This is a genomic window from Streptosporangium brasiliense, assembly GCF_030811595.1.
Lineage (GTDB): Bacteria > Actinomycetota > Actinomycetes > Streptosporangiales > Streptosporangiaceae > Streptosporangium > Streptosporangium brasiliense.
Genome location: NZ_JAUSRB010000002.1, coordinates 4627047 through 4651784 on the forward strand (window position 1 = coordinate 4627047; position 24738 = coordinate 4651784).

The 24738-nt window shown below is 73.4% G+C and carries 23 protein-coding genes and 1 pseudogene; 16 read left to right on the top strand and 8 right to left on the bottom strand.

From position 1 onward, the window contains the following. Positions 1-221 precede the first annotated feature (221 nt). From J2S55_RS29830 to J2S55_RS29875, 11 genes and pseudogenes are all read left to right on the top strand, one after another. Positions 222-1304: a fatty acid desaturase family protein gene (locus J2S55_RS29830; RefSeq protein WP_370879710.1), complete on the top strand. Its 1083-nt coding sequence runs from the start codon at positions 222-224 to the stop codon at positions 1302-1304. A 266-nt stretch (positions 1305-1570) separates the two neighbouring features. Then, entirely contained in the window at positions 1571-2302 is a 732-nt protein-coding gene (locus tag J2S55_RS29835) for an SRPBCC family protein (protein WP_306867807.1), read from the top strand. Between the two features lie 118 nt (positions 2303-2420). Continuing rightward, a complete protein-coding gene (locus J2S55_RS29840) occupies positions 2421-5210 on the top strand; it encodes a Na+/H+ antiporter subunit A (RefSeq protein WP_306867809.1) in 2790 nt (929 codons plus the stop codon). After that, on the top strand, positions 5207-6025 hold the full coding sequence (locus J2S55_RS29845) for a Na(+)/H(+) antiporter subunit C (RefSeq protein WP_306867811.1): 819 nt from the start codon (positions 5207-5209) through the stop codon (positions 6023-6025). The genes J2S55_RS29840 and J2S55_RS29845 overlap by 4 nt, the downstream gene beginning before the upstream one ends. Before the next feature lie 76 nt (positions 6026-6101). Beyond that, positions 6102-7715 carry a Na+/H+ antiporter subunit D gene (locus J2S55_RS29850; RefSeq protein WP_306867813.1) on the top strand — a complete coding sequence of 538 codons (1614 nt, stop codon included), beginning with the start codon at positions 6102-6104 and terminating at the stop codon, positions 7713-7715. Continuing rightward, positions 7712-8254 (top strand): Na+/H+ antiporter subunit E, encoded by a 543-nt coding sequence (locus J2S55_RS29855; RefSeq protein WP_306867815.1) that lies wholly within the window; start codon positions 7712-7714, stop codon positions 8252-8254. Before J2S55_RS29850 ends, J2S55_RS29855 begins: the two co-directional genes overlap by 4 nt. Beyond that, complete coding sequence (locus J2S55_RS29860; RefSeq protein WP_306867816.1) at positions 8251-8511, top strand: monovalent cation/H+ antiporter complex subunit F; 261 nt, start codon at positions 8251-8253, stop codon at positions 8509-8511. The genes J2S55_RS29855 and J2S55_RS29860 overlap by 4 nt, the downstream gene beginning before the upstream one ends. 34 nt (positions 8512-8545) lie before the next feature. Next, on the top strand, positions 8546-8875 hold the full coding sequence (gene mnhG, locus J2S55_RS29865) for a monovalent cation/H(+) antiporter subunit G (protein ID WP_306867818.1): 330 nt from the start codon (positions 8546-8548) through the stop codon (positions 8873-8875). Between the two features lie 114 nt (positions 8876-8989). Further along, positions 8990-9640, top strand: a complete 651-nt coding sequence (locus J2S55_RS29870) for an MOSC domain-containing protein (RefSeq protein WP_306867820.1) — start codon at positions 8990-8992, stop codon at positions 9638-9640. Positions 9641-9698: 58 nt separating this feature from the next. Then, positions 9699-9933: pseudogene (locus J2S55_RS48645) on the top strand (IS982 family transposase); the annotation flags it as partial. A 150-nt stretch (positions 9934-10083) separates the two neighbouring features. Further along, the gene (locus J2S55_RS29875; protein WP_306867822.1) at positions 10084-10983 is read left to right on the top strand and encodes a hypothetical protein; all 900 of its coding nucleotides are present in this window, start codon (positions 10084-10086) and stop codon (positions 10981-10983) included. A gap of 82 nt (positions 10984-11065) precedes the next feature. Here the strand turns inward: J2S55_RS29875 and J2S55_RS29880 are convergent, their stop codons facing one another. Next, on the bottom strand, positions 11066-11728 hold the full coding sequence (locus J2S55_RS29880) for a response regulator (RefSeq protein ID WP_306867824.1): 663 nt from the start codon (positions 11726-11728) through the stop codon (positions 11066-11068). After that, on the bottom strand, positions 11716-12897 hold the full coding sequence (locus tag J2S55_RS29885) for a sensor histidine kinase (RefSeq protein ID WP_306867826.1): 1182 nt from the start codon (positions 12895-12897) through the stop codon (positions 11716-11718). The genes J2S55_RS29880 and J2S55_RS29885 overlap by 13 nt, the downstream gene beginning before the upstream one ends. A 211-nt stretch (positions 12898-13108) precedes the next feature. On the opposite strand from J2S55_RS29885, the gene J2S55_RS29890 reads away from it, so the two are divergent. Next, entirely contained in the window at positions 13109-13537 is a 429-nt protein-coding gene (locus J2S55_RS29890) for a DUF6069 family protein (RefSeq protein ID WP_306867828.1), read from the top strand. 58 nt (positions 13538-13595) lie between these two features. Here the strand turns inward: J2S55_RS29890 and J2S55_RS29895 are convergent, their stop codons facing one another. After that, positions 13596-14801, bottom strand: a complete 1206-nt coding sequence (locus tag J2S55_RS29895; RefSeq protein ID WP_306867830.1) for an acyltransferase family protein — start codon at positions 14799-14801, stop codon at positions 13596-13598. Positions 14802-14857: 56 nt separating this feature from the next. Then, positions 14858-15811 (bottom strand): alpha/beta hydrolase, encoded by a 954-nt coding sequence (locus J2S55_RS29900; RefSeq protein ID WP_306867831.1) that lies wholly within the window; start codon positions 15809-15811, stop codon positions 14858-14860. Between the two features lie 370 nt (positions 15812-16181). On the opposite strand from J2S55_RS29900, the gene J2S55_RS29905 reads away from it, so the two are divergent. Further along, positions 16182-16871 carry a DsbA family oxidoreductase gene (locus tag J2S55_RS29905; protein WP_306867833.1) on the top strand — a complete coding sequence of 230 codons (690 nt, stop codon included), beginning with the start codon at positions 16182-16184 and terminating at the stop codon, positions 16869-16871. Positions 16872-16929: 58 nt separating this feature from the next. Here J2S55_RS29905 and J2S55_RS29910 read toward each other — a convergent pair whose 3' ends face one another. Further along, on the bottom strand, positions 16930-17562 hold the full coding sequence (locus J2S55_RS29910) for a thymidine kinase (protein WP_306867835.1): 633 nt from the start codon (positions 17560-17562) through the stop codon (positions 16930-16932). Between the two features lie 153 nt (positions 17563-17715). Between J2S55_RS29910 and J2S55_RS29915 the strand changes: the two genes are divergently transcribed. The 3 genes from J2S55_RS29915 (at position 17716) to J2S55_RS29925 (ending at position 22108) form a co-directional block, all read left to right on the top strand. Then, positions 17716-18165 (top strand): hypothetical protein, encoded by a 450-nt coding sequence (locus tag J2S55_RS29915; RefSeq protein ID WP_306867837.1) that lies wholly within the window; start codon positions 17716-17718, stop codon positions 18163-18165. A gap of 78 nt (positions 18166-18243) precedes the next feature. Then, a complete protein-coding gene (locus tag J2S55_RS29920) occupies positions 18244-20271 on the top strand; it encodes a hydantoinase/oxoprolinase family protein (RefSeq protein ID WP_306867839.1) in 2028 nt (675 codons plus the stop codon). Then, positions 20261-22108, top strand: a complete 1848-nt coding sequence (locus J2S55_RS29925; RefSeq protein ID WP_306867841.1) for a hydantoinase B/oxoprolinase family protein — start codon at positions 20261-20263, stop codon at positions 22106-22108. The genes J2S55_RS29920 and J2S55_RS29925 overlap by 11 nt, the downstream gene beginning before the upstream one ends. Positions 22109-22188: 80 nt before the next feature. On the opposite strand, the gene J2S55_RS29930 is transcribed toward J2S55_RS29925, so the two are convergent. Genes J2S55_RS29930 through J2S55_RS29940 form a run of 3 tightly spaced genes read right to left on the bottom strand, consistent with a single transcriptional unit; the run spans position 22189 to position 24468 of the window. Beyond that, positions 22189-23157 carry an ABC-2 membrane transporter-related protein gene (locus J2S55_RS29930; protein ID WP_306867842.1) on the bottom strand — a complete coding sequence of 323 codons (969 nt, stop codon included), beginning with the start codon at positions 23155-23157 and terminating at the stop codon, positions 22189-22191. Positions 23158-23194: 37 nt separating this feature from the next. Then, positions 23195-24079 carry an ABC transporter ATP-binding protein gene (locus J2S55_RS29935; protein WP_306867843.1) on the bottom strand — a complete coding sequence of 295 codons (885 nt, stop codon included), beginning with the start codon at positions 24077-24079 and terminating at the stop codon, positions 23195-23197. Continuing rightward, positions 24076-24468 (bottom strand): GntR family transcriptional regulator, encoded by a 393-nt coding sequence (locus J2S55_RS29940; protein WP_306867844.1) that lies wholly within the window; start codon positions 24466-24468, stop codon positions 24076-24078. The genes J2S55_RS29935 and J2S55_RS29940 overlap by 4 nt, the downstream gene beginning before the upstream one ends. Between the last annotated feature and the right edge of the window lie 270 nt (positions 24469-24738).

Consider the following 24738-nt stretch of genomic DNA (forward strand, 5'->3'; position numbering starts at 1 on the left):
CCGTCTGGGCCACCACGGCCGCCCTGCTGTCGGAGGCGGCTGCGGCGTGGCCGTCGGGCCGGAAGCCGGGGTAGGGTCAGCACCACCACGGATCCGGGTGGTCGCGGGGGTCCGCGGCCACGATGATCACGGAATCCTGGGACAGGACATCAGCTCTGACGCCGATCTACGGCGCTGAAGCCGATCAATCCTGTCTGGCGTCCGCGCTCCCGAGGAGAACCGTGACCAATTCGACCGTGATCGATCCCCCGGACCGGTCCGCCGGCACCGCGGACGCGGACAGCGGCGCCCGGGGCAGCGACTTCGCCCGCCTGGCACGCCGGATCGCCGAGGCGGGGCTGCTGGAGCGCCGCCCGGGCCACTACGCCCTGCGGCTGGCTCTCGTCGCCGCCGCCTTCGCCGGAGGCTGGGCCGCGTTCTTCGCGGTGGGCGACTCCTGGTACCAGCTGCTGGTGGCGGCCTTCCTGGCGCTGGTCTTCGCCCAGATCGCGCTGGTCGCCCACGACCTGGCCCACCGGCAGGTCTTCCGCTCCCGGCGCGCCAGCGGGATCGCCGGCCTGGTGGCCGGCAACCTCGCCATCGGCATGAGCTACGGCTGGTGGATGGACAAGCACACCCGCCACCACGCCAATCCCAACCACGAGGACCACGACCCCGACGTCTCACCCGACTTCCTGATCTGGTCGACCGAGCAGGCCGCCGCCAGCCGGGGGCTGCCCAGGTTCCTGGGACGCCGGCAGGCGCTGCTGTTCTTCCCGCTGCTCACGCTGGAGGGGTTCAACCTGCACGTGTCCAGCTTCCGGGCCCTGGCGCGCCCGTCGCTGAAGCGCCGCGGGCTGGAGGCGGTGCTGCTGACGGCGCACGTGGCCGCCTACCTCGCCGCGCTGCTGACGGTGCTGTCGCCCGGCCGGGCCATCGCCTTCCTCCTGCTGCACCAGGCGGTCTTCGGCGTCTACCTGGGCTGCACGTTCGCGCCCAACCACAAGGGGATGCCGATGCTGAGGGGCGACGACCGGCTCGACTTCCTCCGGCGTCAGGTGCTGACCTCGCGTAACGTGCGCGGCGGGCGGGTGCTGGACACGGTGCTGGGCGGGCTCAACTACCAGATCGAGCACCACCTCTTCCCGAGCATGCCGATGCCGAACCTGCGCCGTGCCCAGCCGATCGTGCGGGAATACTGTGAGGAGCTGGACATCCCCTACCTGGAGAGCGGGCTCCTCAGCTCCTACGCGCAGGCGCTGCGCCACCTGCACGAGGTGGGGGCGCCGCTGCGGGGCCGCCCCTCCACGGCGGCCCGTCCCTGAGAGACGTCCGGCCGAGATCCCCGGCCGTGAACCGGGATTCCCGACGGCAGGAGGGACCCGGCCAAGATCCCCGGCCGGGAGAGGGGCCGGCCGGGGGCACAGGCCGTGAGAAGGGCCGGACCGAGATTCCCGGCCGTGAGAGGGGCCGGCCGGGGGCACCGGTCGCGGGCCGACGACGCCACGCGGGGCCTGTGACAATCGCGCGCCCCGCCGACGGGCAGATGTTGCTGTTATCGGCACGGCGGGCGATTGCCTATGGTGCTGCTGTGAAGCTCGCAGGCAGTGCCGTACTCGGCATCGACAGGGACCGCGTGTGGTCCGCGCTCCAGGATCCGGCCGTGCTCGTGCGCACGATCCCGGGCTGCGAGCGCCTGGAGGAGACGGGGCCCGGCATCTACCGGATGACGGTCACCGCCGGAGTCGCCTCGATCAAGGGCGTCTATCAGGGAGAGGTCGCCCTGTCCGAGCCCGACGCCCCGCAGCGTTTCGTGCTCCGGGCGCGGGGGCAGGGCGCGCCCGGGACCGTGGACGCCACCGTGGAGATCCGCCTCAACGAGGTCGAGGGCGGCACCCGGATCGACTACGACGCCGAGGCCGTGATCGGCGGCATGATCGGAGGGATCGGCCAGCGCATGCTCGGCTCGGTCGCCAAGAAGACCGCGGGGGAGTTCTTCTCCGCGGTGGAGGGCCACCTCTCCGCCGTCCCCGTCTCCTCCGGCGCGGCGGCCCCGGCCGCACCGTCCCCGGCCGCACCGTCTCCAGGGGCGCCGTCCCCGGTGGCGACGTCCCCGGCCGTGCCGTCCCCGGTGGCGCCGTCCCCCGCCGGGGACGTCGCCGGGCCGCTCACGGTCCCGCGGATCTTCGAACGCCCCGCCGAGCAGCCCCCCGCGGGCGCTCGGGTGTGGCCGGTCCTGACCGCGTTCGGCATGGGCGCGGGCGTCGCGCTCGGCAGTGCCGTGATCGGCTGGCTGCTCGGCCGTACCGGCCGGAAGAGCTGATCATGCGCCGGTGAAGAACCGGCGGTGTTCGGGTCAAGCCGCTGGTGTGCTCAGGTGGTGAAACGGGTGGCTCCTGGCAGTTTGGGATACGTCGGCCACGACGGTTGCCCGGGGGGACATGGAGCCGCTGCTGATCCTGCACGCCGTCGCGGCGGTGTGCGCGCCGGCGCTGATGCGCCGTCTCGGCCGCAACGGTTTCCCCGTGCTCGCCGTGCCGCCGGCCTGCGGGCTCGGCTACGCGCTGTGGGTGGCGCTGAACGGCGTCCCGGCCGGATCCGAGCACCCCTACGCGCCCACGCTGGGCTTCGCGCTGTCCTTCCGCGTCGACGCGCTGGCCCTCCTCATGACCTTCCTGGTCACCGGCGTGGGCGCGCTGGTCCTGCTGTACTGCTCCCGCTACTTCGACGCCGGGGAGGAGGGGCTCGGCCGGTTCGGCGGGGTGCTGGTGGCGTTCGCCGGGGCGATGCTCGGGCTGGTGGTCGCCGACAACCTCCTCCTGCTGTACGTCTTCTGGGAGCTGACCACGGTCTTCTCCTACCTGCTGATCGGCCAGGACCCCGCGAGCAGGACCAGCCGCAGGGCGGCGATGCAGGCGCTGACCGTCACCACGTTCGGCGGTCTGACCATGCTGGCCGGCATGGTCGTGCTCGGTGAGGCGGCGGGGACCTACGAGATCTCGCGGATCGTCGCGGACCCGCCGGCCGGTGGCTCCGTCCCGGTGGCGATGGCGCTGATCCTGGTCGGGGCGCTGTCGAAGTCGGCGATCTTCCCGTTCAGCATGTGGCTGCCCGCCGCGATGGCCGCGCCGACCCCGGTCTCCGCCTACCTGCACGCCGCGGCCATGGTGAAGGCGGGGGTCTATCTGATCGCCCGGCTCGGCCCGGCATTCGGCGGACTGCCCGCCTGGCAGTTGATCGTCGTGCCGCTCGGCCTGCTCACGATGGTGCTGGGCGGCTGGCGGGCCCTGCGTGAGCACGACCTCAAGAGGCTGCTGGCCTACGGCACGGTGAGCCAGCTCGGCTTCCTGACCGTGCTGTTCGGCGCGGCCACCAGGGACACCGCGATCGCGGGCGTCGCCATGCTGCTCGCGCACGCGCTGTTCAAGGCGTCGCTGTTCCTGGTCGTCGGCGTCATCGACCACTCCACCGGCACCCGCGACCTGCGCGAGCTGAGCGGCCTGCGGCATTCGGCGCCCTGGCTCTGCGCCACGTCCGTGGCGGCGGCGGCCTCGATGGCGGGGATCCCGCCGTTCCTGGGGTTCGTCGGCAAGGAGGCCGCGTTCGAGTCGCTGCTGACCGGACGGACCGCCGACACCGTGACGCTGGTGGGGGTGGTCGTCGGCTCGGTGCTCACCGCCGGCTACAGCCTGCGCTTCCTGTGGGGGGCCTTCGGCGACCGGCCGGGCCGGGAGCCGGTCCCCGCGCACGGCTCCGCCGCCGCGACGTTCCTGCCGCCCGCGCTGCTCGCCGTACTCGGGCTGGTCGCCGCCCCCTTCGCCGGGCGGTACGGCCACGCGATGGAGAGCTACACCGACACCTTCGCCGGGCCCGGCCACGGCACCCACCTCGCGCTGTGGACCGGCGCGCCCGTGCCGCTGCTGCTGTCGGCCGTCGCCCTGGCCGGGGGCGTGCTCCTCCTCCTGGCCGGTCCCGCGGTGGAGCGGACCGGGCGGATCCTGCGCCTGGTCGACTCCGGCCACGTCTACTGGAGCGTCATCCGGGCGCTGGACCGCTCCGCCCTCCAGTTGACCGGCGTCACCCAGCGGGGCTCGCTCCCCGACTACCTCATGATCGCCCTTGTCTCCATGGCCGGGATCGGGGGCTTCTCGCTGCTGTACGGGCCCGTCCGCGACGTCCGGCTGGACGTGGTGCCCTGGGAGCGCGTCGAGCAGCCCGTGATCGGCGTCCTGCTCATCGCCACGGCGCTCGTCGCGCCGCGGGTGCGCTCGCACATCGTGCTCGCGCTGCTGGCGGGGGTGACCGGGTACGGCGTCGCGCTGCTGTTCCTGGTGCACGGCTCGCCGGACCTGGCGCTGACCCAGTTCCTCACCGAGACGCTGAGCCTGGTGGTGTTCGTGCTGGTGCTCCGCAGGCTCCCGGTGGGGCCGAGGGAGGGCTCGCCCCGGGTGCCCCTCGGCGTGCGCGTCGCCCTCGGAGTGGTGAGCGGCGTGATGATCGTCGGGGCCGGGATGCTGGCGGCGAGCGCGCGCACGGCGATGCCGGTCGGCCGGCTGATGGCCGGCGCGGCCGAGGAGTCCGGGGCCTCCAACATCGTCAGCGCGCTGCTGGTGGACATCCGAGCGTGGGACACCATGGGGGAGAGCTCCGTGATCGTCGTCCTCACTCTCGGGGTGACCAGTCTGGTCTTCCTGCGCCGCCGTACGTACGCGCTGGAGCGCCCGCCCGCGGAGGCGAGGCGGGAGGACCGGACGCACTGGCTCGCGGCGACCCTGCCCGCGGGGGAGCAGGCGGTCGTCCTGGAGGTCGTGGCCCGGCTGACCTTCCACACGGTGATGCTGATCTCGCTCTTCCTGCTGTTCACCGGGCACAGCTCGGTGGGAGGCGGGTTCGCCGGCGGCATCGTGGCCGGGCTGGCGCTGGTCATCCGCTATCTCGCCGGCGGCCGCTACGAGCTGGCCGTCGCGGCGCCGGTGGACGCCGGGGTGCTGATCGGCCTGGGACTCCTGCTGTCCACCGTCACCGCGCTCTGGGGGCTGCTGGCCACCGGCGCGCCGCTGGACATGCTCTCCGCGGACCTGGCGGTCCCGCTGATCGGCGAGCTTCACCTGTCGACCGTGCTGCTGTTCGACATCGGGATCTACGTCACGGTGGTCGGCATGGCGCAGGACGTCCTGCGCAGCCTGGGGGCGGAGCTGGACCGGCAGATCGACGCCGAGGAGGAGCGGTGACCGTCTCGCTGCTGCCCCTGCTGGTGTCGGGGACCCTGGCGGCCGCCGGGGTGACGCTCCTGCTGGAGCGGAGCCTGGTCCGGCTGCTGGTCGGTGTCATCCTGCTCGGCAACGGGGTGAACCTGCTGATCCTCACCGTCGGCGGCCCAGCCGGGGAGCCGCCCATCCTCGGCAGGTCCGATCCGGCGCGGATGGCCGACCCGCTGCCGCAGGCGATGGTGCTCACCTCCATCGTGATCACCCTGGGCATCACCGCGTTCCTGCTCGCCGTGGTCCACCGGTCCTGGCAGCTCACCGGCGGCGACGAGGTCCAGGACGACACCGAGGACCGCATGGTACGGCTGCGCGCCCGGCGCGGGGAGCTCACCCAGGCCGTGCTCGCCAAGCAGGAGGCGTACCGGCGGCTGGTCCAGGAGCAGCGCGCGGAACTCGCCCAGTTGGAGTCCGCCCGGCGCGAAAGGGAACACCGGGAGGCCCAGGAGCTGGAGAGACGGATCCTGGACGTCAACGTGGACCTGGGCCGCTGGCTCCAGGCGCACAAGGACGCCGGCCTGTCCAGCGAGCAGATCGAGGAACGGCTCGCCGAGGCCCGGCGCGAGGAGGCGGTGTCCAAGGAGAGCCGGCAGGAGCGGATCGACAAGCTGCGCGCGGACTTCGCCCGGCGGGAGCGGGAGCAGGCCGAGCGGGAGCGGGAGATCCGCAGGCGGTTCCGGCTCCGCCAGCGCGAGGCGCGCAAGGAGATGCGGGCGGCCATCCGGGCCGACCGGGAGCGGCAGGCCAGGGCAGAGGATCCGGACCTGGAAGGGGACGACTGATGGCTGTGCCGCATGCCCTGCCGGACGCGGGGCGGGGGGCGCCGGGGACACGGGCCGTGCCGGGCGGGGAGGGCCGGTGGCGGAGCTGATCGCGGTCCCGGAAGGGGGACTGGTCGCGGCCCCGGTGGTGCTGCCGTTGCTGGCCGCCGGGCTCAAGCTGGCCATCGGCGGGCGGCTGCGCAGGCTGCAGGCGCTCATCAGCGTGGTCACGCTCACGACCGTGCTGGTGGTGTCATGCGTCCTGCTGCTGGCGGCCGACCGAGGGGGGCCGCTGGTGACCTACGCCGGAGGCTGGCCGGCGCCGATCGGCATCGCCCTGGTCGCCGACCGGCTCGCCACGCTGATGCTGGTGGTCTCCTCGGCGGTGACGCTGTGCGTGATGATCTACTCCATCTCACAGGCCTACGCCGACCAGGAGCGCATCGCCCCGCTGTCGATCTTCCATCCGGCCTACCTCATCATGATTGCCGGGGTGTCGGACGCCTTCCTCGCCGGTGACCTGTTCAACCTCTTCGTAGCCTTCGAGATGCTGCTCAGCGGCTCCTACGTGCTGCTCACCTTCGGCGGCACCGAGTCCCGCATCCGCGCGGGCGCCACCTACGTGGTGATGGGCCTGGCCTCCTCGATGCTCTTCCTGGTCGGGATCGCGGTGGCCTACGGGGCGACGGGCACTGTGTCGATGGCCCAGCTCGCCGAGCGCTTCTCCGTGCTGCCCGGGCACGTCAAGCTGCTGGTCGAGCTCCTGCTCCTGCTGGTCTTCGTGGTCAAGGCGGCCATCTTCCCGATGTCGGCGTGGCTGCCCGACTCCTATCCGACCGCGCCGGCCCCCGCGACCGCGCTGTTCGCCGGGCTGCTCACCAAGGTCGGCATCTACGCGATCATCCGGCTGGAGGCGCTGCTGTTCCCCGGCGGGCCGGTGAGCGGCCTGCTGATGTGGGTGGCGCTGCTGACCATGCTGGTCGGGGTGTTCGGCGCGGTGGCCCAGACCGACATCAAACGGATGCTCTCCTTCACGCTGGTCAGCCATATCGGCTACATGGTCTTCGGGGTGGCGCTCTCCTCGGTCCTCGGCCTGGCGGGTGCGGTGTTCTACGTCGTCCACCACATCACCGTGCAGACCAGCCTCTTCCTGGTGACCGGGCTGATCGAGCGCCGCACCGGCACGACCGCGCTGGAGCGGCTGGGGGGCCTGATGAGGCTGGCGCCCCTGATCGCGGTGCTCTTCTTCGTCCCCGCGATGAACCTGGCGGGCATCCCGCCGATGTCCGGCTTCCTCGGCAAGCTGACGCTGATCCAGGCGGGGGTGGCCGACGGCGGTCCCATGGCGCTCATCCTGGTGGCGGGGGGACTGCTGACCAGCCTCCTCACCCTGTACGCCGTGGCCACGACGTGGAACAAGGCGTTCTGGCGGACGCCGCCCCCCGGCATGATCAAGAAGATGGGGACCGTGCTGGAGGGCGAGGAGGCCCCCGTCGTCCGGGCCTCCGGCACCGAGGGGATCACCGGCCGGGCGATCGTCACGAGCGCGAGCATCCCGCTGCCGATGCTCGGCTCCGCCATGGCCCTGGTGGCGCTGGCCCTGTCGTTCACCGTGCTGGCCGGGCCGCTGTCCGCCCTGGCACGACGGACCGCCGGCGAGCTGATGGCCCGCGAGCCGTACATCTCGTCGGTGCTCGGGAGCCTGCGGTGAGCGGCCGGGGGCTCACCCCCCGACTGCTGGGCAGGCCCGTCCCGCTGTCGCAGGTGGCGTGGCTCACGGTGGTCTGGCTGCTGCTCTGGGGCGACCTCAGCGTGGGCAACGTGCTCGGCGGCCTGCTGGGCGGGCTGCTCGTCGTCTGGCTGCTGCCCCTGCCGGTGCTGGACACCGGCCTGCGGATTCACCCGGTCGCGGCGCTCGTCTTCCTGGTCCGCTTCGCGGTGGACCTGGTGGCCTCCAGCTTCCGTGTCGCGTTCTGGGCGCTGCGCCTGGGGACGATGCCGCCGGTCCAGATCGTCGAGGTACGGCTGCGCACGTCGTCGGAGGTGATGGCCGTGCTGATCACCGTGGCGCTGTCGGCGCTGCCGGGCAGCCTGGTGCTGGAGGTGCACTTCGGCGACAGGGAGCTGGTGCTGCACGTCCTGGGCATCACCGGGGACGTCCAGGCGACCGTCCAGGCGGACGTGACGCGGCTGGAGAAGGGCATCGTGGCGGCCTTCGGCACCGGTGCGGACCAGGAGGAACTGCGGTGACGGCGGTATATCTGGCGGCACTGGCGCTGCTCGGCTGCGCGGCGGCGCTGACGCTCCACCGGCTGGTGCGCGGCCCCTCCATGCTGGACCGGGCGGTCGCGCTGGACGTGCTCACCGCGGTGGTGATGTGCGGGATCGGGACGGGGGCGGCGGTGGTGGGGGAGTACTCGGCGCTGCCGGTCCTGCTGGTGCTGTCCTTCGTCGGGTTCGTCGGATCGGTCTCGCTGGCCAGGTTCTTCTCGGGGAGGGCGCGTTGACCGCGCCGACCGGGCCCTTCCCGGGGAGGGCACGTTGACCGCGCTGGACGTGGCCGCCGCGGCGTGCCTGCTGCTGGGCGCCGCGCTCGCGTTCGTGGCGGGGGTGGGGATGGTCAGGTTTCCCGGCACCCTGTCGCGCATGCACCCGGCGACCAAGCCGCAGGTGCTCGGCCTGCACCTGATCCTGCTGGCCATGTGGCTGCGCCGGCCCACCTGGGCGATCGCCGGGACGCTGGCGCTGGTCGCGGTCTTCCAGGTGGTCACCGCGGCGGTGGCCGCCTACATGGTGGGCCGGGCCGCCTACCGGGCACGCTCGCCCGGCGACGACGGCACGGCCGTCCCGCCCGCCGACCCCCGCGCGTGAGGCCGCCGGCTCCCACAGGTGAGGCCGCCGGCCCGCGCGCCTGGATGATCGATTCCAAGGGGTTCGCAGGGAAATGAGTCGCCCCGGCGGGTAGAAGACCGTACCGTCGCGCGCATGAAGCTGCTCTCCGTCAATGTCGGCAAGCCCCGACCCAACCCGTGGAAGGGGCTCAGCGCGACAGGTATCGACAAGCGGCCTGTCGACGGCCCGGTTGCCGTCATCGCGCCCGGACCCAAGGGCACCGGCGAGGTCGGTCTCGTAGGCGACCGCGTCTACGACGTGAAGCACCACGGCGGTTCCGACCAGGCCGTCTACGCCTATGCCCGCGAGGATCTCGACGGGTGGGAGGCCGAGCTGGGCAGGCCGCTCGCCAACGGCGTCTTCGGGGAGAACCTCACGACCCTCGGCCTCGACGTCAACGGCGCCCTGATCGGTGAACGTTGGCGCATCGGGCCAGAGGTGGTCCTGGAGGTGTCGTGCGCGCGGATCCCGTGCGCGACGTTCCAGGGCTGGCTGGAGCGAGAGGGGTGGATCAAGCGGTTTACCCAGGCCGCAGTGCCGGGCGCCTATCTGCGCGTGATCAGGCCGGGAGACATCAGGGTTTCCGACCCCGTCGAGATCGTGCACCGGCCCGACCACGACGTGACCGTCGCGCTTGTCTTTCGCGCGATGACACTCGAACCGGACCTACTGCCGCGACTGCTGGTCGCTGACGCGCTGACCGAGGAGGACAGGGAACTGGCCCGCAGACGCACGATCACATAGATGATCGATTTCAGGACATCGTCTGCGCGCATGCGACGAGGGAGTCCGACGTCGGTGTGTGAAGACAGAGCCGGACTCCCTCGCGGCCGCACTTCACGTCAAGACCGACGATCTACTGAAGGATTCACCGCGGCTCGCCCCCCTGGCGGCCGGCTGTGGGCATCACGCCGCGGCTCAGCGATGCCGAGCTGGTCACCTTGGCGATGATGCGGGCAATGCCCGGCTTCACCTCCGAGGCCCGGTGGCTGCGACAGGCCCGTGCGGGCACTCACCGCATGCGACCACTGAACCCCTTGGAATCGATCATCCAGGGCTGCCACCTGTCATGCGTGGGCCACCGGCCTCGCGGCGTGAACCGACGGTCCTCGTGCGCGAGCCGTCGGCCCCCTGGGTGAAGCCGGCGGCTCTCGCGTGCGGGGAGCGCCGGGCGTAGCGTGGCCCGTATGCGCGAGGCACGTGCGGAGGATGCCCGGACCGAGGCCAGACGACTGATCCGCGACCTTCTGGGCGAGGAGCGGCTGGCGGCCGGTGCCCTGCTCCGCGAGATGGAGGCCGTGTTCGGCGCCGACCGTGCCGCCCGCTGTGCCGAGCTCGCCCGCTATGCCCCGCTGACCCGCAGGTCCACCGAGCTCGCCGCGCTGGCCGGGCTGCTGGTCGGCACCCGTGACCTGGGTGGGCAGTGGTGGCGGCGGACCCGCGGCGGCAAGCTGCCGGCGCCGGACGAGGTGCTCCGCAGCGCGACCGCCGTCGACCCGTGGACCGACCTGACCGTGCTGGAGATGCTCGCCGCCTGGATCGCCGACGACGCCGCCGACGAGGTCTGGGGCCGGCCCGCCGCGGTGACCGACCTGAACTCCTGGCAGGTGGAGGACCGGGTCGCGCTGCCCGAGGATGCCGCCCCCGGCCGGCGGATCGTGGTCTCCTTCGACGCGGGCGGCCGGCTCGACGCGGTGGTGGTCAGGCGCCGGGACGGCGGCCTCGGCTCCAACCTCGACTTCGAGTCGCTGCGCTACTCCCGCCCGGCCGAGGCCCAGTGGAGCTGGGGCGTGGCGGCCGGTCTCGGCCCGCACCGGCTGGATGAGCACCCCGACCCCTACGCGCAGCCGGTCGACGGGGCCGCCGCCGAGACCCTGCACGCCTGGGCCCTGCGCCACGGGGCCACCGCCGCGCAGGTGGGCGGGCCGTGGCAGGTCACGGGCGACGTCATCGCCGCCATCGAGCGTGTCGACTGGATGTGGCGCAGCGGCGAGTGGTTCGCCTGGTGGCGCGCCGCGGCCGCGCTGGCCGACGGGGAGCCCGACCGGCTCGCCGCCCGCCTGGAGGAGATGGCCGCCGAGCCCTAGCCGGACCGCGGACCTCCGCCGCCGGAAGGCGGTCGCCGGTCCGTCGCGCCGCGGCGTCCGTCCCTGTCCGCCCCGCCGCAGGTCAGGCGAGGCCGGCGTCGTGTGCGAGCAGGGCGATCTGGGTCCGGTTGTCGAGGTCGAGTTTGCTGAGGATGTGGGAGACGTGGGCCTTGACCGTGGCCACGGTCATGAAGAGCTCCGCGGCGATCTCGGCGTTGGTCCGGCCCTGGGCCACGGCGAGGACCACCTCGTGCTCGCGGGGGCTGAGGGTGGCCAGGGCGGCACGGGCCCGCTGGTAGGTGCCGGCCTGGGTGGCCGCGCGGTCCATGAGCCGGCGGGTGACCCCGGGAGACAGGATCGGGTCTCCGGCGGCGACCTGGCGGACCGCTCCGACGATCTGCGCCGGCGGGGTGTCCTTGAGCAGGAAGCCACTGGCGCCGGCGCGCAGCGCGTGCAGGATGTTCTCGTCGCTGTCGAAGGTGGTCAGCACGATGACCTCGGGCGGGTGTCGCCGGCTCCGCAGTCTGCGGGTGGCGGTGATGCCGTCCACCCGCGGCATCCGAAGGTCCATGAGCACGACGTCGGGGGCGTGCGCGTCGGCGGCCGCGGGCACCTCGTCGCCGTCGGCGGCCTCGCCGACCACGGTGATGCCGTGGATCCCGTCGAGCATCATGGACAGCCCGGCGCGGACGAGGGCGTCGTCGTCCACGATGAGCACGCGCAGCGGACGGTTCACGCCGGCCATGGCAGCCAGGCGCGCAGGTGGAACTCGCCGCCGGCGGTCACCTCGTGGTCGAGCAGCCCGCCGGCGAGCTGCACCCGCTCGGTCAGTCCGACCAGGCCGGTCCCGGTGCCGGGTGTGATCGGCGGGGCGGCCCCGCCCTCCGGCAGCGGGTTGCGGATGTCGATCACAAGCCGGTCGCCGGGCCGGCCCTCCAGCACGACCTGGACCGGCCGGCCCGCGGCGTGCTTGCGGGCGTTGGTCAGCCCCTCCTGCACGACCCGGTAGGCCGTCCGGCCGGCGGCGGCGGGCAGGGCGGCCGGGTCGACCACCCCGTTGCGCAGCCGTATCTCCTCTCCGGCGTCGCGGGTCTCCTCGACCAGGCGCGGCAGGTCGGCGAGCACGGGCTGGGGCGATCCGTCGGGACCGTCGTCCTCGTCGCGCAGCAGGATGATCACATCGCGGAGCTCGTCGAGCGCCTGGTGCACCCCGGCGCGGACCACGCCGGCGGCGCGGGAGAGCTGCTCGGGCGGGGAGTCCGGGCGGTATTCCAGCGCGCCCGCGTATGTGGCCAGCAGCGACAGCCGGTGGGCCAGCACGTCGTGCATCTCCCGGGCGATCCGGGTCCGCTCCAGCATCCGGGCCTCGGCCACCCGCCGGCCCTGTTCGGCCTCGGCGCGGCGGGCGCGCTCGTACAGCGAGATGACGAGCGCGCGCCGCGCCCGGGTCAGCGCACCCCAGCCGACCAGCGCGCCGTATCCGACGGTGATCAGGGCCAGCCACCAGCCGAGGGTGATCCCTCCGCTCGGCCGCCACACGCCCTGCGCCGCGTGCGCCGCGACCCCCGCCGCGGCCACCGCGGCCGCGACGGGGAAGCTGCGCCGCTGAGCGACCAGCAGCGCGCCCAGCGTGGCCACCGGGGTGGCCGCCATCGACAGCGCCGCCAACGCGGTGAGCCCCAGCGCGCCGGTGACCGGCCGCCGCAGCAGGAAGGGCGACAGGGCGCACCCGAGCACCCCGGCCGCGACGTCGAGAGCGAGCAGCCCCTCCGCCGGGTGCGCGTCGAAGCGGCCCCAGATCGTCAGCGCGACCAGGCTCCCCACCCCTACGGTCATGCCGATCACGGCGAGGGGCTCGGAGGCGTGTCGCCCCTCGGGCTCCGCCCCCGCCTCGCAGTGGATCTCGCCGCGCACCGACCAAGGGTAGCTCCGGGTACGGCGGCGCCGACACCTACCAAAGTCGGTGGCCGGCCCTACCACGGTCGGACTCGCCGCGGCCGCGCGGCCGATGCGGCGACCGCGCCGCGACGGCGACGCTCATGGACCAGACGGGGCCGCCGCGGCCGCCATCAGCGGATGGTGTGCGGGACGGCCCGCCCCGTCCGACTCCGAGAGGGGAAAACGCGTGTCCGGTGAGACCATCCCCACCCGTGCCGTGCCGGAGCGGGCCGGCCGCACCGCCACCCGGCGGGCGCTGACAGTGGCCGGCGCGACGGCTGCGGCCCTCGTCCTCTGGGCGCTGACCGGCCCGGTGGCCGGGATCGGCCTGTCCGTCCGGCTCGACGGGGCGGTTCAGCCCGTCGGGCCGGCCGCGGTCGCCACGGCGAGCCTGCTCGCCGGGCTGGCGGGCTGGGCGCTGCTCGCGCTTCTGGAGCGGATCCTGAAACGGCCGGGGCGGACCTGGACGGTCATCGCGGCCGTCGTGCTCGCGCTGTCGCTGGCCGGCCCGCTCGGCGCCGTCGACACCGCGAGCACGGTGGTGCTGGCCGGGATGCATCTGATCGTCGCCGCGGTGCTCATCCCCGGCCTGGGGCGTTCGGTCCGCGGCACATGACCGTGCCCCGCCTGAGCACCTGCCCGCGGAGGGCGCCCGGCGTCCCGGCCGCCGGGGGTCAGCCGGGTCCTGACCTTGTCGCGGGCCGTCTCCGCTCGTGGGCGTGGAACGCGGCCCAGCAGACCAGCAGGGCCAGTGCGAACGCCGGCAGCCAGGCCAGCCGGGCGAGCACCCAGCCGGGACCGTCGGGGGCGGTGTGCAGGCCGGGCAGGGGCCCGCCGGCGAGCAGGCCGGTCGCGGTGACGGCGATCATCGCGGTCTGGTGCCAGAGGAAGATCGTCATCGCGGCCAGGTTGACCAGCGCCACCGGCGCCCAGGCGGCAGGGCGGCGCAGCACCCGCCGGAGCGGGCCGAGCAGCAGCAGGGCCGCCCCGCACTGGGCCAGGCCGAAGGCGACGGCCGCGAGGGTGGGCGGGGCGAGGTTGGAGATCCGGGCACCGGGCACCCCGACCATGGCCGCCGGGTAGCCGGCCCACAGGACGAGCCCGGCGGTGGCGGCGCCGCCGCCGAGCAGCAGCGCCCATCCGGTGGCCCGGCCCCGCAGGGCGCCGCGGGCCCGGGCGGCGCCCAGGCAGTACGGCACCAGCCAGCCGGCCGCCACGTTGGTCCAGCCGAGCCAGGCGGGCCCGCCCAGGCCGTAACGGCCCAGGTCGACGAGCGCGACGGCGGCGAGCGGCCACAGCGGGTGCAGCCTGGCCACCAGCGGGGTCGCCGCCGTCAGCACCGCGAAGACCAGCAGGAACCACAGCGGGGACAGCACCAGCTTGACCAGCGTGTGCACGGTCTCCAGACCGGCCCCGGAGGCGAGCATCGCGCCCACCGCCACGGTCCACACCGCCGGCACGGCGACGACCGGCCGCGCCAGCCGCGCCGTACGGGCGCCGAGCCACCGCCCGTACGTCGTCCCCCGGGCGCGGGCGGAGGCATGACTCTCCGCGCCCACCTGCCCGCCCACCAGGAAGAAGATCGCGAGGGTCTGGAACAGCCAGGAGACGGGGGTGAGCTGGGGCAGGTGCCGGAGCGGGCTGGCGGTGTGCACCGTGCCGCTGTCGGCCACCAGGGCGGTCACCAGCCAGTGACCGAGCACCACGCCGAGGATGGCCAGGGCGCGTAGCGCGTCGAGGGCACGGTCGCGGCCGGGCGGGGTCGCCGCGTCGACCCGCCGGACGAGGTCACGCACGGCGCCGTCGCGGCCGGGCGGAGTCGCCGAAGTGATCCGCCGGGCGAGGTCACGCATCACGGTCCTGCGGGCGAGGTCACGCATGACGGTCCTGAGCGATCCGCCGGGCGAGGTCACATATGACGGTCCTGCGGGCGAGGTCACGCATCACGGTCCTGACCGGCCGGGGACTGTCCGGCGACGATGCGGGCGATGTTCCTCAGGGACGTGGAGCCGGATCTGAGGTAGTCGCTGTGCCCGCCGTCGCCCGCCGCGAAGATCCGGGCGCCGAACTCCGGCGAGACCGGGTCGGTCCCGAGTCCGACCGTCGCGAAGGGCAGTCGCAGCCGCAGGTGCGGCACGCCGGCGACCCAGTCGCCGGCGCTCCGGCCGGCCCAGACGGTGGCCCGGGTGCGCAGCGCGGCGGCGCTGCCGGCACCGACGCCCGCGCTGCCGTACAGGACGATGTCCGCGACGTCCAGCCCGGACGCGGCCCGTGCGCAGACCACCGAGCCGTAGGAATGGCACACCAGGGAGATCCGAGCGGCGGGCCGGGCCGCGCTCAGCTCCCGCACGAACGCGCGCAGGGCGGGGGCGCCCTCATCCGCGCGGCCGGGTGTCAGCACCGCCAGACTCATCAGGCTGGGTGTCCGGTAGCCGAGCCAGGCGATGACGGCGGACCGGTCGCCGAGCTCCTGCCGCAGTCTCAGCGCGCCACCGCGCAGCAGCCCGTACTTGTCGAGGTTGGTGTCGCTGCCGGGGACCAGCACGGCGATCCGCTCGGCCGCCGACAGATCGCCGAAGACCTCCGCGGTGCGGCCGCCGCCGCGGCCGTCGAAGAACAGGAACTGCCGCGCCGGGTCAGCCATGGCGCGCAGCGTCGCGGCCCGCCACCGGTGGCCGTCGCCGGCGGCCATCCGCTCGGCCGCCCGGATGCCCTCGCGGCCGGCGGCGTACCGCTCGGCGAGGGCGGCGGGGGTCGCGGACCGCATCGGGGCGAGGGCCGCCGGGACGGGTGCCGGGACGGCCGAGGAGCGGGCCGCACCCGACACCGGCACGGCCACCGAGGCGGTGACCAGTGCGGCGAGCAGGGTACGGCGCAGGCGGGACGCCATGGGGTGGTCCTTCCATACCGGATCTCTGTCGTGATTCCGGCACCGAAGTTATGGATCATCCCTTGTGACCGGCGTCCCCACGGAGAACGCACCTTCCGCGTAGCTCGGCGGGCTTCCGGGTAGCTCTGAAGTAGGGGGTGCGCGGGTAGTCCCGAGAGACCACGGGCGGACGGCGGACGCCCGCCACCCGGTGCTCCCCCTGAGGCCCGGGGCGCGGACACGGTCCCCAGGGCGGGGTCAGTGGAGCCCGTGCCTGTCGGCCCGTTCCGCGACGGCCGTGGCGATCACGTGGGGCTGGTCCTCCGGGGCGTGGTGCCCGGCGACCGCGCCGTGCGGAATCAGCGGGCCGCCGTGCCGGTTGCAGCACTCCGTGAAGGTTGAAATCTACTCAGACGTCGTCTGCCCCTGGTGTTACATCGGCCACACCCGCTTCGCCCGCGCCGTCGAGCGCTACCGTGCCAAGGGGGGCGAGGTGGAGGTGGAGTTCCGGCCGTTCCAGCTCGCGCCGGACGTGGAGTCCACCGGGGAGCCGACCCTCAGGTGGGCGGCGGCCAAGTTCGGCGGGGCCGAGCGGGCCGCGCAGATGTTCGCGCACGTGACGGGCGTCGCCGCCGAAGACGGGCTGAGGCTGGACTTCGATCGCTCGGTCCAGGCCAACACCTTCGACGCGCACCGCCTCATCCGGCTCGCCGGCGAGCAGGGGAAGGGGGAGGAGGCGCTCCACGCCCTCTTCCGCGCGCACTTCACCGACGGCCTCGACGTCGGCTCGCGGGAGGTCCTCGCCGATCTGGCCGCCGGGCTCGGCGTCCGGGCGGACCTCGACGGCGAGGACGGCACGGCGGCGGTCAAGGAGGACCTGGCCCGGGCCCGGGCCCTGGGCGTCGGCTCCGTCCCGCTGTTCCTGTTCGAGGGGCAGTTCGCCGTCTCCGGCGCCCAGCCCGAGGACACCCTGCTCGCCGCTCTGGAGGAGGTCGCCGAGCGGACCGGCCAGGGCCCGGCGCCCAGGACGGCCGGGGCCGCCGGGGAGGCCTGCGACGACGACGGCCACTGCGCGGTCTGACGCGCCGTCCGCCGGTGCCACGGACCTCCCGGCGGGGACCCGGCCGGGAGGCCGGGGCTCAGGAGTGGCCGAGGTCGCCCGCGCGGTAGTGGCGGCGGCAGAGGACCTGGTAGCGGATCGGGGCGTCACCGGTGTCCCCGATGATCACCTGCTCGCCGGTCCGCACCAGCTTGTCGCCGACCACGCGGGCGTTCAGCCGGCCGGGACGGCCGCACCAGCACAGCACCTCCACCTGGAGGCGGCTGATCTCGTCGGCCAGCTCGAACAGGCGCTGGGCGGCGGGGAACATCTGCGACCGGAAGTCCGCCGCCAGACCGAAGGCGTAGACGTCGATGCCGAAGTCGTCGGTGAGGTCGGCGAGCTGCTCGATCTGGGCGACCGTGTAGAAGCACGCCTCGTCGCAGATCACGTAGTCGACGGGCTGCTGGTGGCCGCGGACCAGGGCCACCAGGTCGAGGTCGTCGACGACCTCGATGGCGTCGCTGCCCAGCCCTATCCGGCTGGTGAGCTGGGGACCGCCCGAGCGGTCGTGCTTGGTCAGCACCAGGCCGCGCCTGCCCTGACGGCCGTGGTTGTAGTTCATCTGCAGGGCCAGCGTGGACTTGCCGCAGTCCATCGGGCCGAAGTAGAAGCGCAGCACCCCGTCACGGGATTTGAGGGGGACGGCGGAGAGCGCGGACGATTCGGTCACGGGGGGTCAGCCTAGTGGGTCGGCCGGGAGCGTTTGGGCAGGCGGTGCGCTGGTAGGAATGGGAGACCTCGCGGTGACATAGCCTGGTCCGGCTTGGCTTGACTGCGAAAAGCATGGGAGATTCATTTTGCCTATCGGAAAGTGGGAGGGTCTGTGACGACCGCCAAAGCCTCTGCTCCACCTCTCAACAAGATCCCCGCGGCCACGTCCCCGGCGATGCCGTCCACGGCGGAGACCGCTGAGATACCCGTCGCGCTCGCGGCGATGATGACCGAGGACGAGGCCGTCGCCGCCCAGGCGGAGGCGGCCCGCTGGCGCTACGGGTTCTACGTCGTCGTCACGGGCCTGGTGGTCCTCCTGGTCGCCTTCGTGGTGATCGCGATGCGCAACGGCGAGTCCGCGGCCCCCTTCGCCGGCCTGGTCGGCGTCTCGGGTGCGATCATCGGCGCCTACTTCGGGGTCCAGGTCGGCCAGTCGGGCAAGGACCGGGTCGAGGCCGAGCTGCGCCGTACCAACGAGATGGCCATCCGGCTCGCCGCGAAGGTGCATGCGCACGACGCCGACGCGGTGATCGGCTCCACCATGGGTCCGCGCCGCCGCTAACAGTGCCCAAGGACGCGGCCCAGCTTCGGCAGGGTCCGCCGATTTGCCGCCTCCGCAGGACTGGGTAGACACGGGGGCATGCGTAGCGTCCGTATAGGGGTCGACACCGGGGGCACGTTCACCGACGTGGTCGCGGTGGACGAACAGACCGGTGAGATCACCACTACCAAGACTCCCTCCACACCCGCCAACCCCGCTGACGGGTTCATGGAGGGAGTGCGGAAGGTCCTGCGGAAGGCGGGCGTGGAGACCGTGTCGGCGGTCGTGCACGGCACCACCGTGGCCACCAACCAGCTCCTCGAAGACCGCATCACGGATCTGGGCTTCGTCACCACCGAGGGCTTCGAGTTCATCCTGGAGATCGCCAGGCAGAGCGTCCCCGACGGCTACGGCAACTCTTACTTCTGGGTGAAACCACCCCGGATCGTCCCCGTGCACCGGGTCAAGACCGTCGGCGGACGCCTCGACCACACCGGCGCCGAGGTCCGCCCGTTCGACGAGGCGCAGGCCGTGGCCGTGGCCGGATGGTTCCGCGAGCGGGGGATCACCGCGATCGGCGTGTGCCTGCTGCACTCCTACGCCAACCCCCGGCACGAGCTCCGCATGCGCGAGATCATCGAACGTGAGCACCCCGGCGCGGTCGTCTCGATCTCCAGCGACGTGCTGCGCGAATACCGCGAGTACGAACGGTCGGTGACGACCCTGGTGGACGCCGCGGTCAAGCCGACCATGCGCCGCTACATCGCCAACCTCGCCGACCGGCTCGGCATGCCGTTCTCGGTGATGAAGAGCAACGGCGGCGTGCTGTCCGCCGCCGAGGTCGTGCACCAGCCGATCACGACCGTGCTGTCCGGACCGGCCGCGGGCGCGCTCGGCGCCGCGCTGATCGCCTCCACCGCCGGGCACCCGTCGGTGATCACACTGGACGGCGGCGGCACCTCCACCGACGTCGCGGTGGTGATCGACGGGGAGCCCTCGCTGACCACCGAGGGCGGCATCGGCCGCTACCCGTGCAAGATCCCGATGATCGACATCGTGACCGTGGGGGCGGGCGGCGGGTCCGTCGCGTGGATCTCCCCGGAGGGCACCCTGAAGGTCGGCCCCAGGTCGGCCGGGGCGGACCCGGGCCCGCTCTGCTACGGGCGGGGCGGCACCGAGGTCACCGTCACCGACGCGCACGTCTTCCTCGGGCGGGTCCCCCCGCACCTGCTCGGCGGGGAGATCCCGCTCGACGCCGACGCGGCCCGGCAGGGGATCGAGGCGCTGGCCGGCAAGATCGGGCTCAGTCCCGAGCGGACCGCGGCCGGCGTCCTGGAGATCAGCGCGTTCAACCAGTCCAACGCGATCCGCCAGATCACGGTCAAGCGCGGCCTGGACGTGCGCGACTTCCCGATGGTCGCCTTCGGCGGCTCGGGGCCGCTGCTGGTCTGCCGGCTCATCGACATCCTCGGCCTGCCGTCGGTGATCGTCCCGCCCGATCCCGGCAACGTGTCGGCGTTCGGCCTGCTCACCGTCGACGTCAAGAACGACTACGTGCGCACCTTCGTCACGCGGGAGCTCTCCCTCGACGACGCCGCGGAGATCTTCGGCGACCTGGAGGAGCAGGCGGCCGAGGCCCTCGACCGCGAGGGGTTCGCCGCCGAGCGGCACATCTACGCGCGCAGCGCCGACCTGCGTTACTACGGCCAGGCCTACGAGGTGCGGGTGCCCGCCCCCGCCGGGCCGCTGGACGAGACCTGGCGAGCGGAGGTGCTGGACCGTTTCCACGAGGCGCACCGAAGACTCTACGGATACGGCTACCGCGACGACCCCCGGCACGACGTCGAGTGGGTCAACCTCCGCGTCTCCGGCATCGGCCCCATCACCCGCCCGGCCATCGGGCGCAGGCCGTACGGCGCCGCCGAGCCCCGGCCGGTGACGGCCCGCGAGGTCTTCTACGACGGGTGGGGCCCGGCGCCGATCCACCGCCGCGCCGACCTGGGCGCCGGATCGGTGGTCTCCGGCCCGGCGGTCATCGAGGAGTACGGCTCCACGCTGCCGGTGCACCCCGGCTTCACGGCCGCCATGGACGAGTTCGGGAATCTGGAGGTGCGCCGTGCGCGGTGAGCCGACGAGCGCCGACCCGGTGCTGGTGGAGATCGTGGAGGGCACGCTCGCGTCGGTGGAGAAGGAGGTCGAGACCGCCATCGCGCGCACGGCCCGCTCGCCGATGATCCGCGACGCGCACGACTTCCGGGCGGGCATCCACGACGTACGGCTGCGCAAGCTGACCGGCAGGTCCTACTCGGCGCTGGTCCAGCCCGTCGTCAGGGACTTCCCCGTGGACGGGATGAACCCCGGCGACGTGTTCTTCCACAACGACGTCTACCTGTCCGAGGGCGGCATCGGGCACCTGCCCGACCTGTGCGTGACGGTCCCGGTCTTCCACGACGGAGCCGTGGTCGCCTTCGTGCAGGCGTTCGGGCACCACGACGACATCGGCGGGGCGGTCCCCGGATCGATGCCCTCGCACGCGCGCAGCGTGTTCGAGGAGGGGCTGATGGTCCCGCCGATCAAGCTCTGGGACCGGGGCGTGCCCAACCGGGCGGCGCTCACGATCATGACCCGTAACTCGCGGATGCCCGACTCCCTCGCCGGCGATCTCGACGCCGAGTGCTCGGCCTGCCTGATGGGCGCGCGGCGGCTGGGGGAGCTGTTCGACCGCTACGGGCGCGAGGCGGTCGAGGCGTGCTTCGACGCGATCATCTCCAAGACCACCGAGACGTTCCGCAGGGAGCTGCTGGCCAGGATCCCCGAGGGCACGCACGTGTGGGAGGACTACGCCGAGCACGACGGCGTGGACGAGCCCCGCCTGCACACCCAGCGGATCACCCTCACCGTCGACCACGGCGCGCGGGTGCCGCTGGTCATCGACTTCACCGGCACGTCACCGCAGGCCAAGGGGCCGATCAACCACGCGGGCGACTACGCCGACGGGGTGTTCCTGAAGAAATGGCTGGCGCCGATCCTGCGCAACCTGGCCGAGACCCCGGAGCGGATGGCGGAGCTGGACGTCAACGAGGGCGTCGTCCCGCTCATCGAGATGCGCTTCCCGGAGAAGGGGACACTGCTCACCCCGGTCTTCCCGGCCCCGACGAACGCCCGCACCTTCGTGATCCTGCGGCTGCTGGGGGTGCTGGCCGGGGTGCTGGCCAAGGCCACCGGCGGCCGGATGCCCGCCGACCAGGAGACCATCCGCTACACCGGCGTCTACGGCGACGACGCCGACGGCAGGCCGTACCTGATGAGAGAGGTGCTGGGCGGCGGCTCCGGCGGCCGATGGTACGCCGACGGCGAGGACACCATCCACGTCGTCCCCGACTCGCGCAACATACCGGTCGAGTTCGCCGAGTCCCGCTGGCCGTTCCGGGTCGAACGGCTCGGCCTGGCCCAGGACTCCGGCGGCCCCGGCCTCTACCGCGGCGGCCTCGGATACGACAAGCACCTGCGGATGCTGCGCGACGCCTCGTTCATGTCCATCGCCGACCGCTCGATCCTGTCCTGCTGGGGTGTGAACGGCGGGCGGGCCGGGCGGCCGTTCGTCGTGGAGATCGAGGGGCGGGAGATGGAGGGCCTGGTGGACGACTCGCCGGTCCGCGCCGGTGAGGTCATCCGGGTGCGCACCACCGGGGGCGGCGGCTGGGGCTCGCCGCTGGAGCGCGACCCCGCGCTGGTGGCCGCCGACGTCCGCGACGGCAAGGTCTCGGCCGAGGGGGCCCGCGACGACTACGGGGTCGTCCTGAGCGGTCCCCGTGACGACCTCCGGGTCGACGCCGAGGCCACCGCCCTGCGCCGCGCCGAGCTCCGGGCGCTCGTGCCGGACGGGGCCCCGTTCTTCGACCGGGGCCCCGGCTTCCCCTCGCTGTCGGGCGGCCTGCCGCACGCGGAGGTGGACTTCATGTGACGGACGGCCACGCCGGGCCGTCGACGCGACCGGCGTGCTCCTCGCGTACGTCGGCGGCTCGGCGGCTCGGCGGGGAGCCGTCAGTTCCGGCGGCGGAGGGTGCGGGTGACGGCGAGGCCGCCGACGGCGAGGGTGCCGGTGAGCAGGATGCCCGTCTCGGTCCACTGGAAGCGCCAGAAGCGGTCGGTCGGGTGGTGATAGACGGCGATCCGGTAGCCGGCGTCGATCAGGCACTCGTCCTTCAGCAACTGGGCCCGTTCGGAGCGGGCGTCCATCCCGGGGGGCGGCGGGCAGACGTCGGCCGGCGGGGCCGCCCCCTCCCGGCCCGCCGGGTCGACCCACGCCTCGCGGACCAGATCGGCGCCGCTGTCGTAGATCGCCAGGCGGTCGCCGGTGACGGCCCGCACCGGCTCGGCGTAGGAGTCACGGGAGAAGAAGACGGCCGGGACGGCCAGCGAGACCACCGCGACGGTGACCGCCATCGCGGCGACGGTGCGGCGGAGCAGCGTCCCGGCGGCGGCGCCCAGGACGAACGCGAACAGCCACCACGCCGCCGGGACGACCCCGGTGATGGTGAACGTCCCGGGCTCCATCGACTTGTCGCCGATCACGCCGCGGAAGACCGGCAGCCACAGGCTGACCATCGCCGACAGGACCAGGGCGGCGAGCGCGGTCAGGCCGCCGAGCACGCCGAGCTTGACCGCCAGCCAGCGCCCGGCCGGCACGGACTGGGTCCAGGCGAGCGCGTTGGTGCCGCGCTCGAACTCGGCCGCCAGCAGCGGCGCGCCCCAGAACGCGCCGATCAGCGCGGATCCGAAGAACGGCAGCAGGCCGAAGACCAGGAAGACGGGGCTGTAGTAGTCCTGGTAGAGCGTCGTGTTCACATCCGAGCAGGCCGCCGCCGGGCCGGGGCAGCCGGGCGGGGCGTGCCCGGCGATGTGGGCGGAGGCCCGCAGTCCGGAGACCAGCAGCAGGACTCCCAGGACGAGCAGCAGCGCGCCGGTCGCCAGGATCTGCGCGCGGTGCTGTCGCCAGGTCAGCCAGAGCAAGAGGGGTTCCTTTCGGATCCGTGCGGGGCCGGACGGGTCAGCGTGCCGGAGCCAGGGCGGGGCGGGGGAACGCGGCGAGGTCGGGGGCGCGCAGGTAGGCCAGGACCATCTCCTCCAGGTTCACCGGGCGGGCGCTCCAGCGCGGGTCGGGCAGCGGCCCGGTGTCGCGGACGAGGAGGGTGGCCTGCCGCCCGGTGCCGCCCCGCGAGATCACCGGCAGCCGGGCGGCGAGCGCGTCGGCGGTCCCGGCGGGTCCGGTCAGCAGGCGGTGTCCGGCGACCAGGTCGTCGATGTCGCCGCTGACCTGGACCCGGCCCCCGTTGACCACGATCAGCCAGTCGCAGATGCCCTCCAGTTCGGAGACGACGTGCGAGGACAGCAGCACGGTCAGCCCCGTCTCCGCCACCGCCGCCATCAGGCTCCGCATCACCTCGTCGCGGGCCAGCGGGTCGAGGTCGGCCAGCGGCTCGTCCAGCACCAGCAGGTCGGGACGCTTGGCCAGCGCGACGGTCAGCGCCACCTGGGTCCGCTGGCCACCCGAGAGCCGGCCGACCTTGCGCTCCGGCGGGATGCCCAGCTCCGCCAGCCGCCGCCGGGCCGAGGCCTCGTCCCAGCGGGGGTTGAGCCCGCGCCCGAACCTCAGCATCTCCTCCACCCGGAACCCGGGGTAGAGCGGCTTGCTCTGGGCCATGAACGCGACCCGCTCCATGTGCTCACGGACCGGGGCGCCGAAGATCCGCACCTCTCCCGCGGTCGGGCTGAGCATGCCCACGGCCAGCTGGAGCAGGGTCGTCTTGCCCGCGCCGTTGGGTCCGGCCAGCGCGGCGACCCGGCCGGGCGGTACCGTCACCGAACAGTCGCGCAGCGCCCAGGTCCGCCGGTAGCGCATGCCCAGGCCGGTGGCCTCCAGTGCCGCCCTCATGCGATCTCCTCCCGGAAGGTGTCGGTCAGGACCGTGGCGACCAGTGCCCGCAGGTCCTCCTGGTCCAGGCCGGCCTGGAGGCCGTTGCGCACCCACTGGACCAGCTCCGCGCGCAGCCGCGCGCGGTCGTGCATGGACGCCGCGCCCAGCGACCGCTCCACGAACGTGCCCAGCCCGGGCCGCCCGGTGACCAGCCCCTCCCGCTCCAGCTCCCGGTAGGCCTTCAGCACCGTGTTCGGGTTGATCGCGAGCTGGGTCACGACCTCCTTGGCCGTCGGCAGCCGGTCACCGGGCCGCAGCAGGCCGAGCCGGAGCGCGTGCCGGACCTGGTGGACGAGCTGGAGGTAGGTCGCCACCCCCGATCCCCGGTCGAGGTGGAATTCGATCACCGCCGACACCTTTCACTATTTGAGTAGTGAAATGTTTAAGGGTGGTGGTGGCGGAAGTCAAATCCCGGCGTCCCCTGGCGTCGCCGAGCCGGGACGGCCCGCCGGCGGCACGCCATCCGTGATCACCTCGGTCCCCGCCCGGCGGGGGACGCGCCCGGAGGTCCTCAACGCCGTCGGCCGTCCGGGAGAGGTGGCGTTTCAGATCGTTTTCCCACCCCATCCATTGACGAGCGCCCCGTCCTGAGGTCTGCTGCGGCTAGATCATGTCGA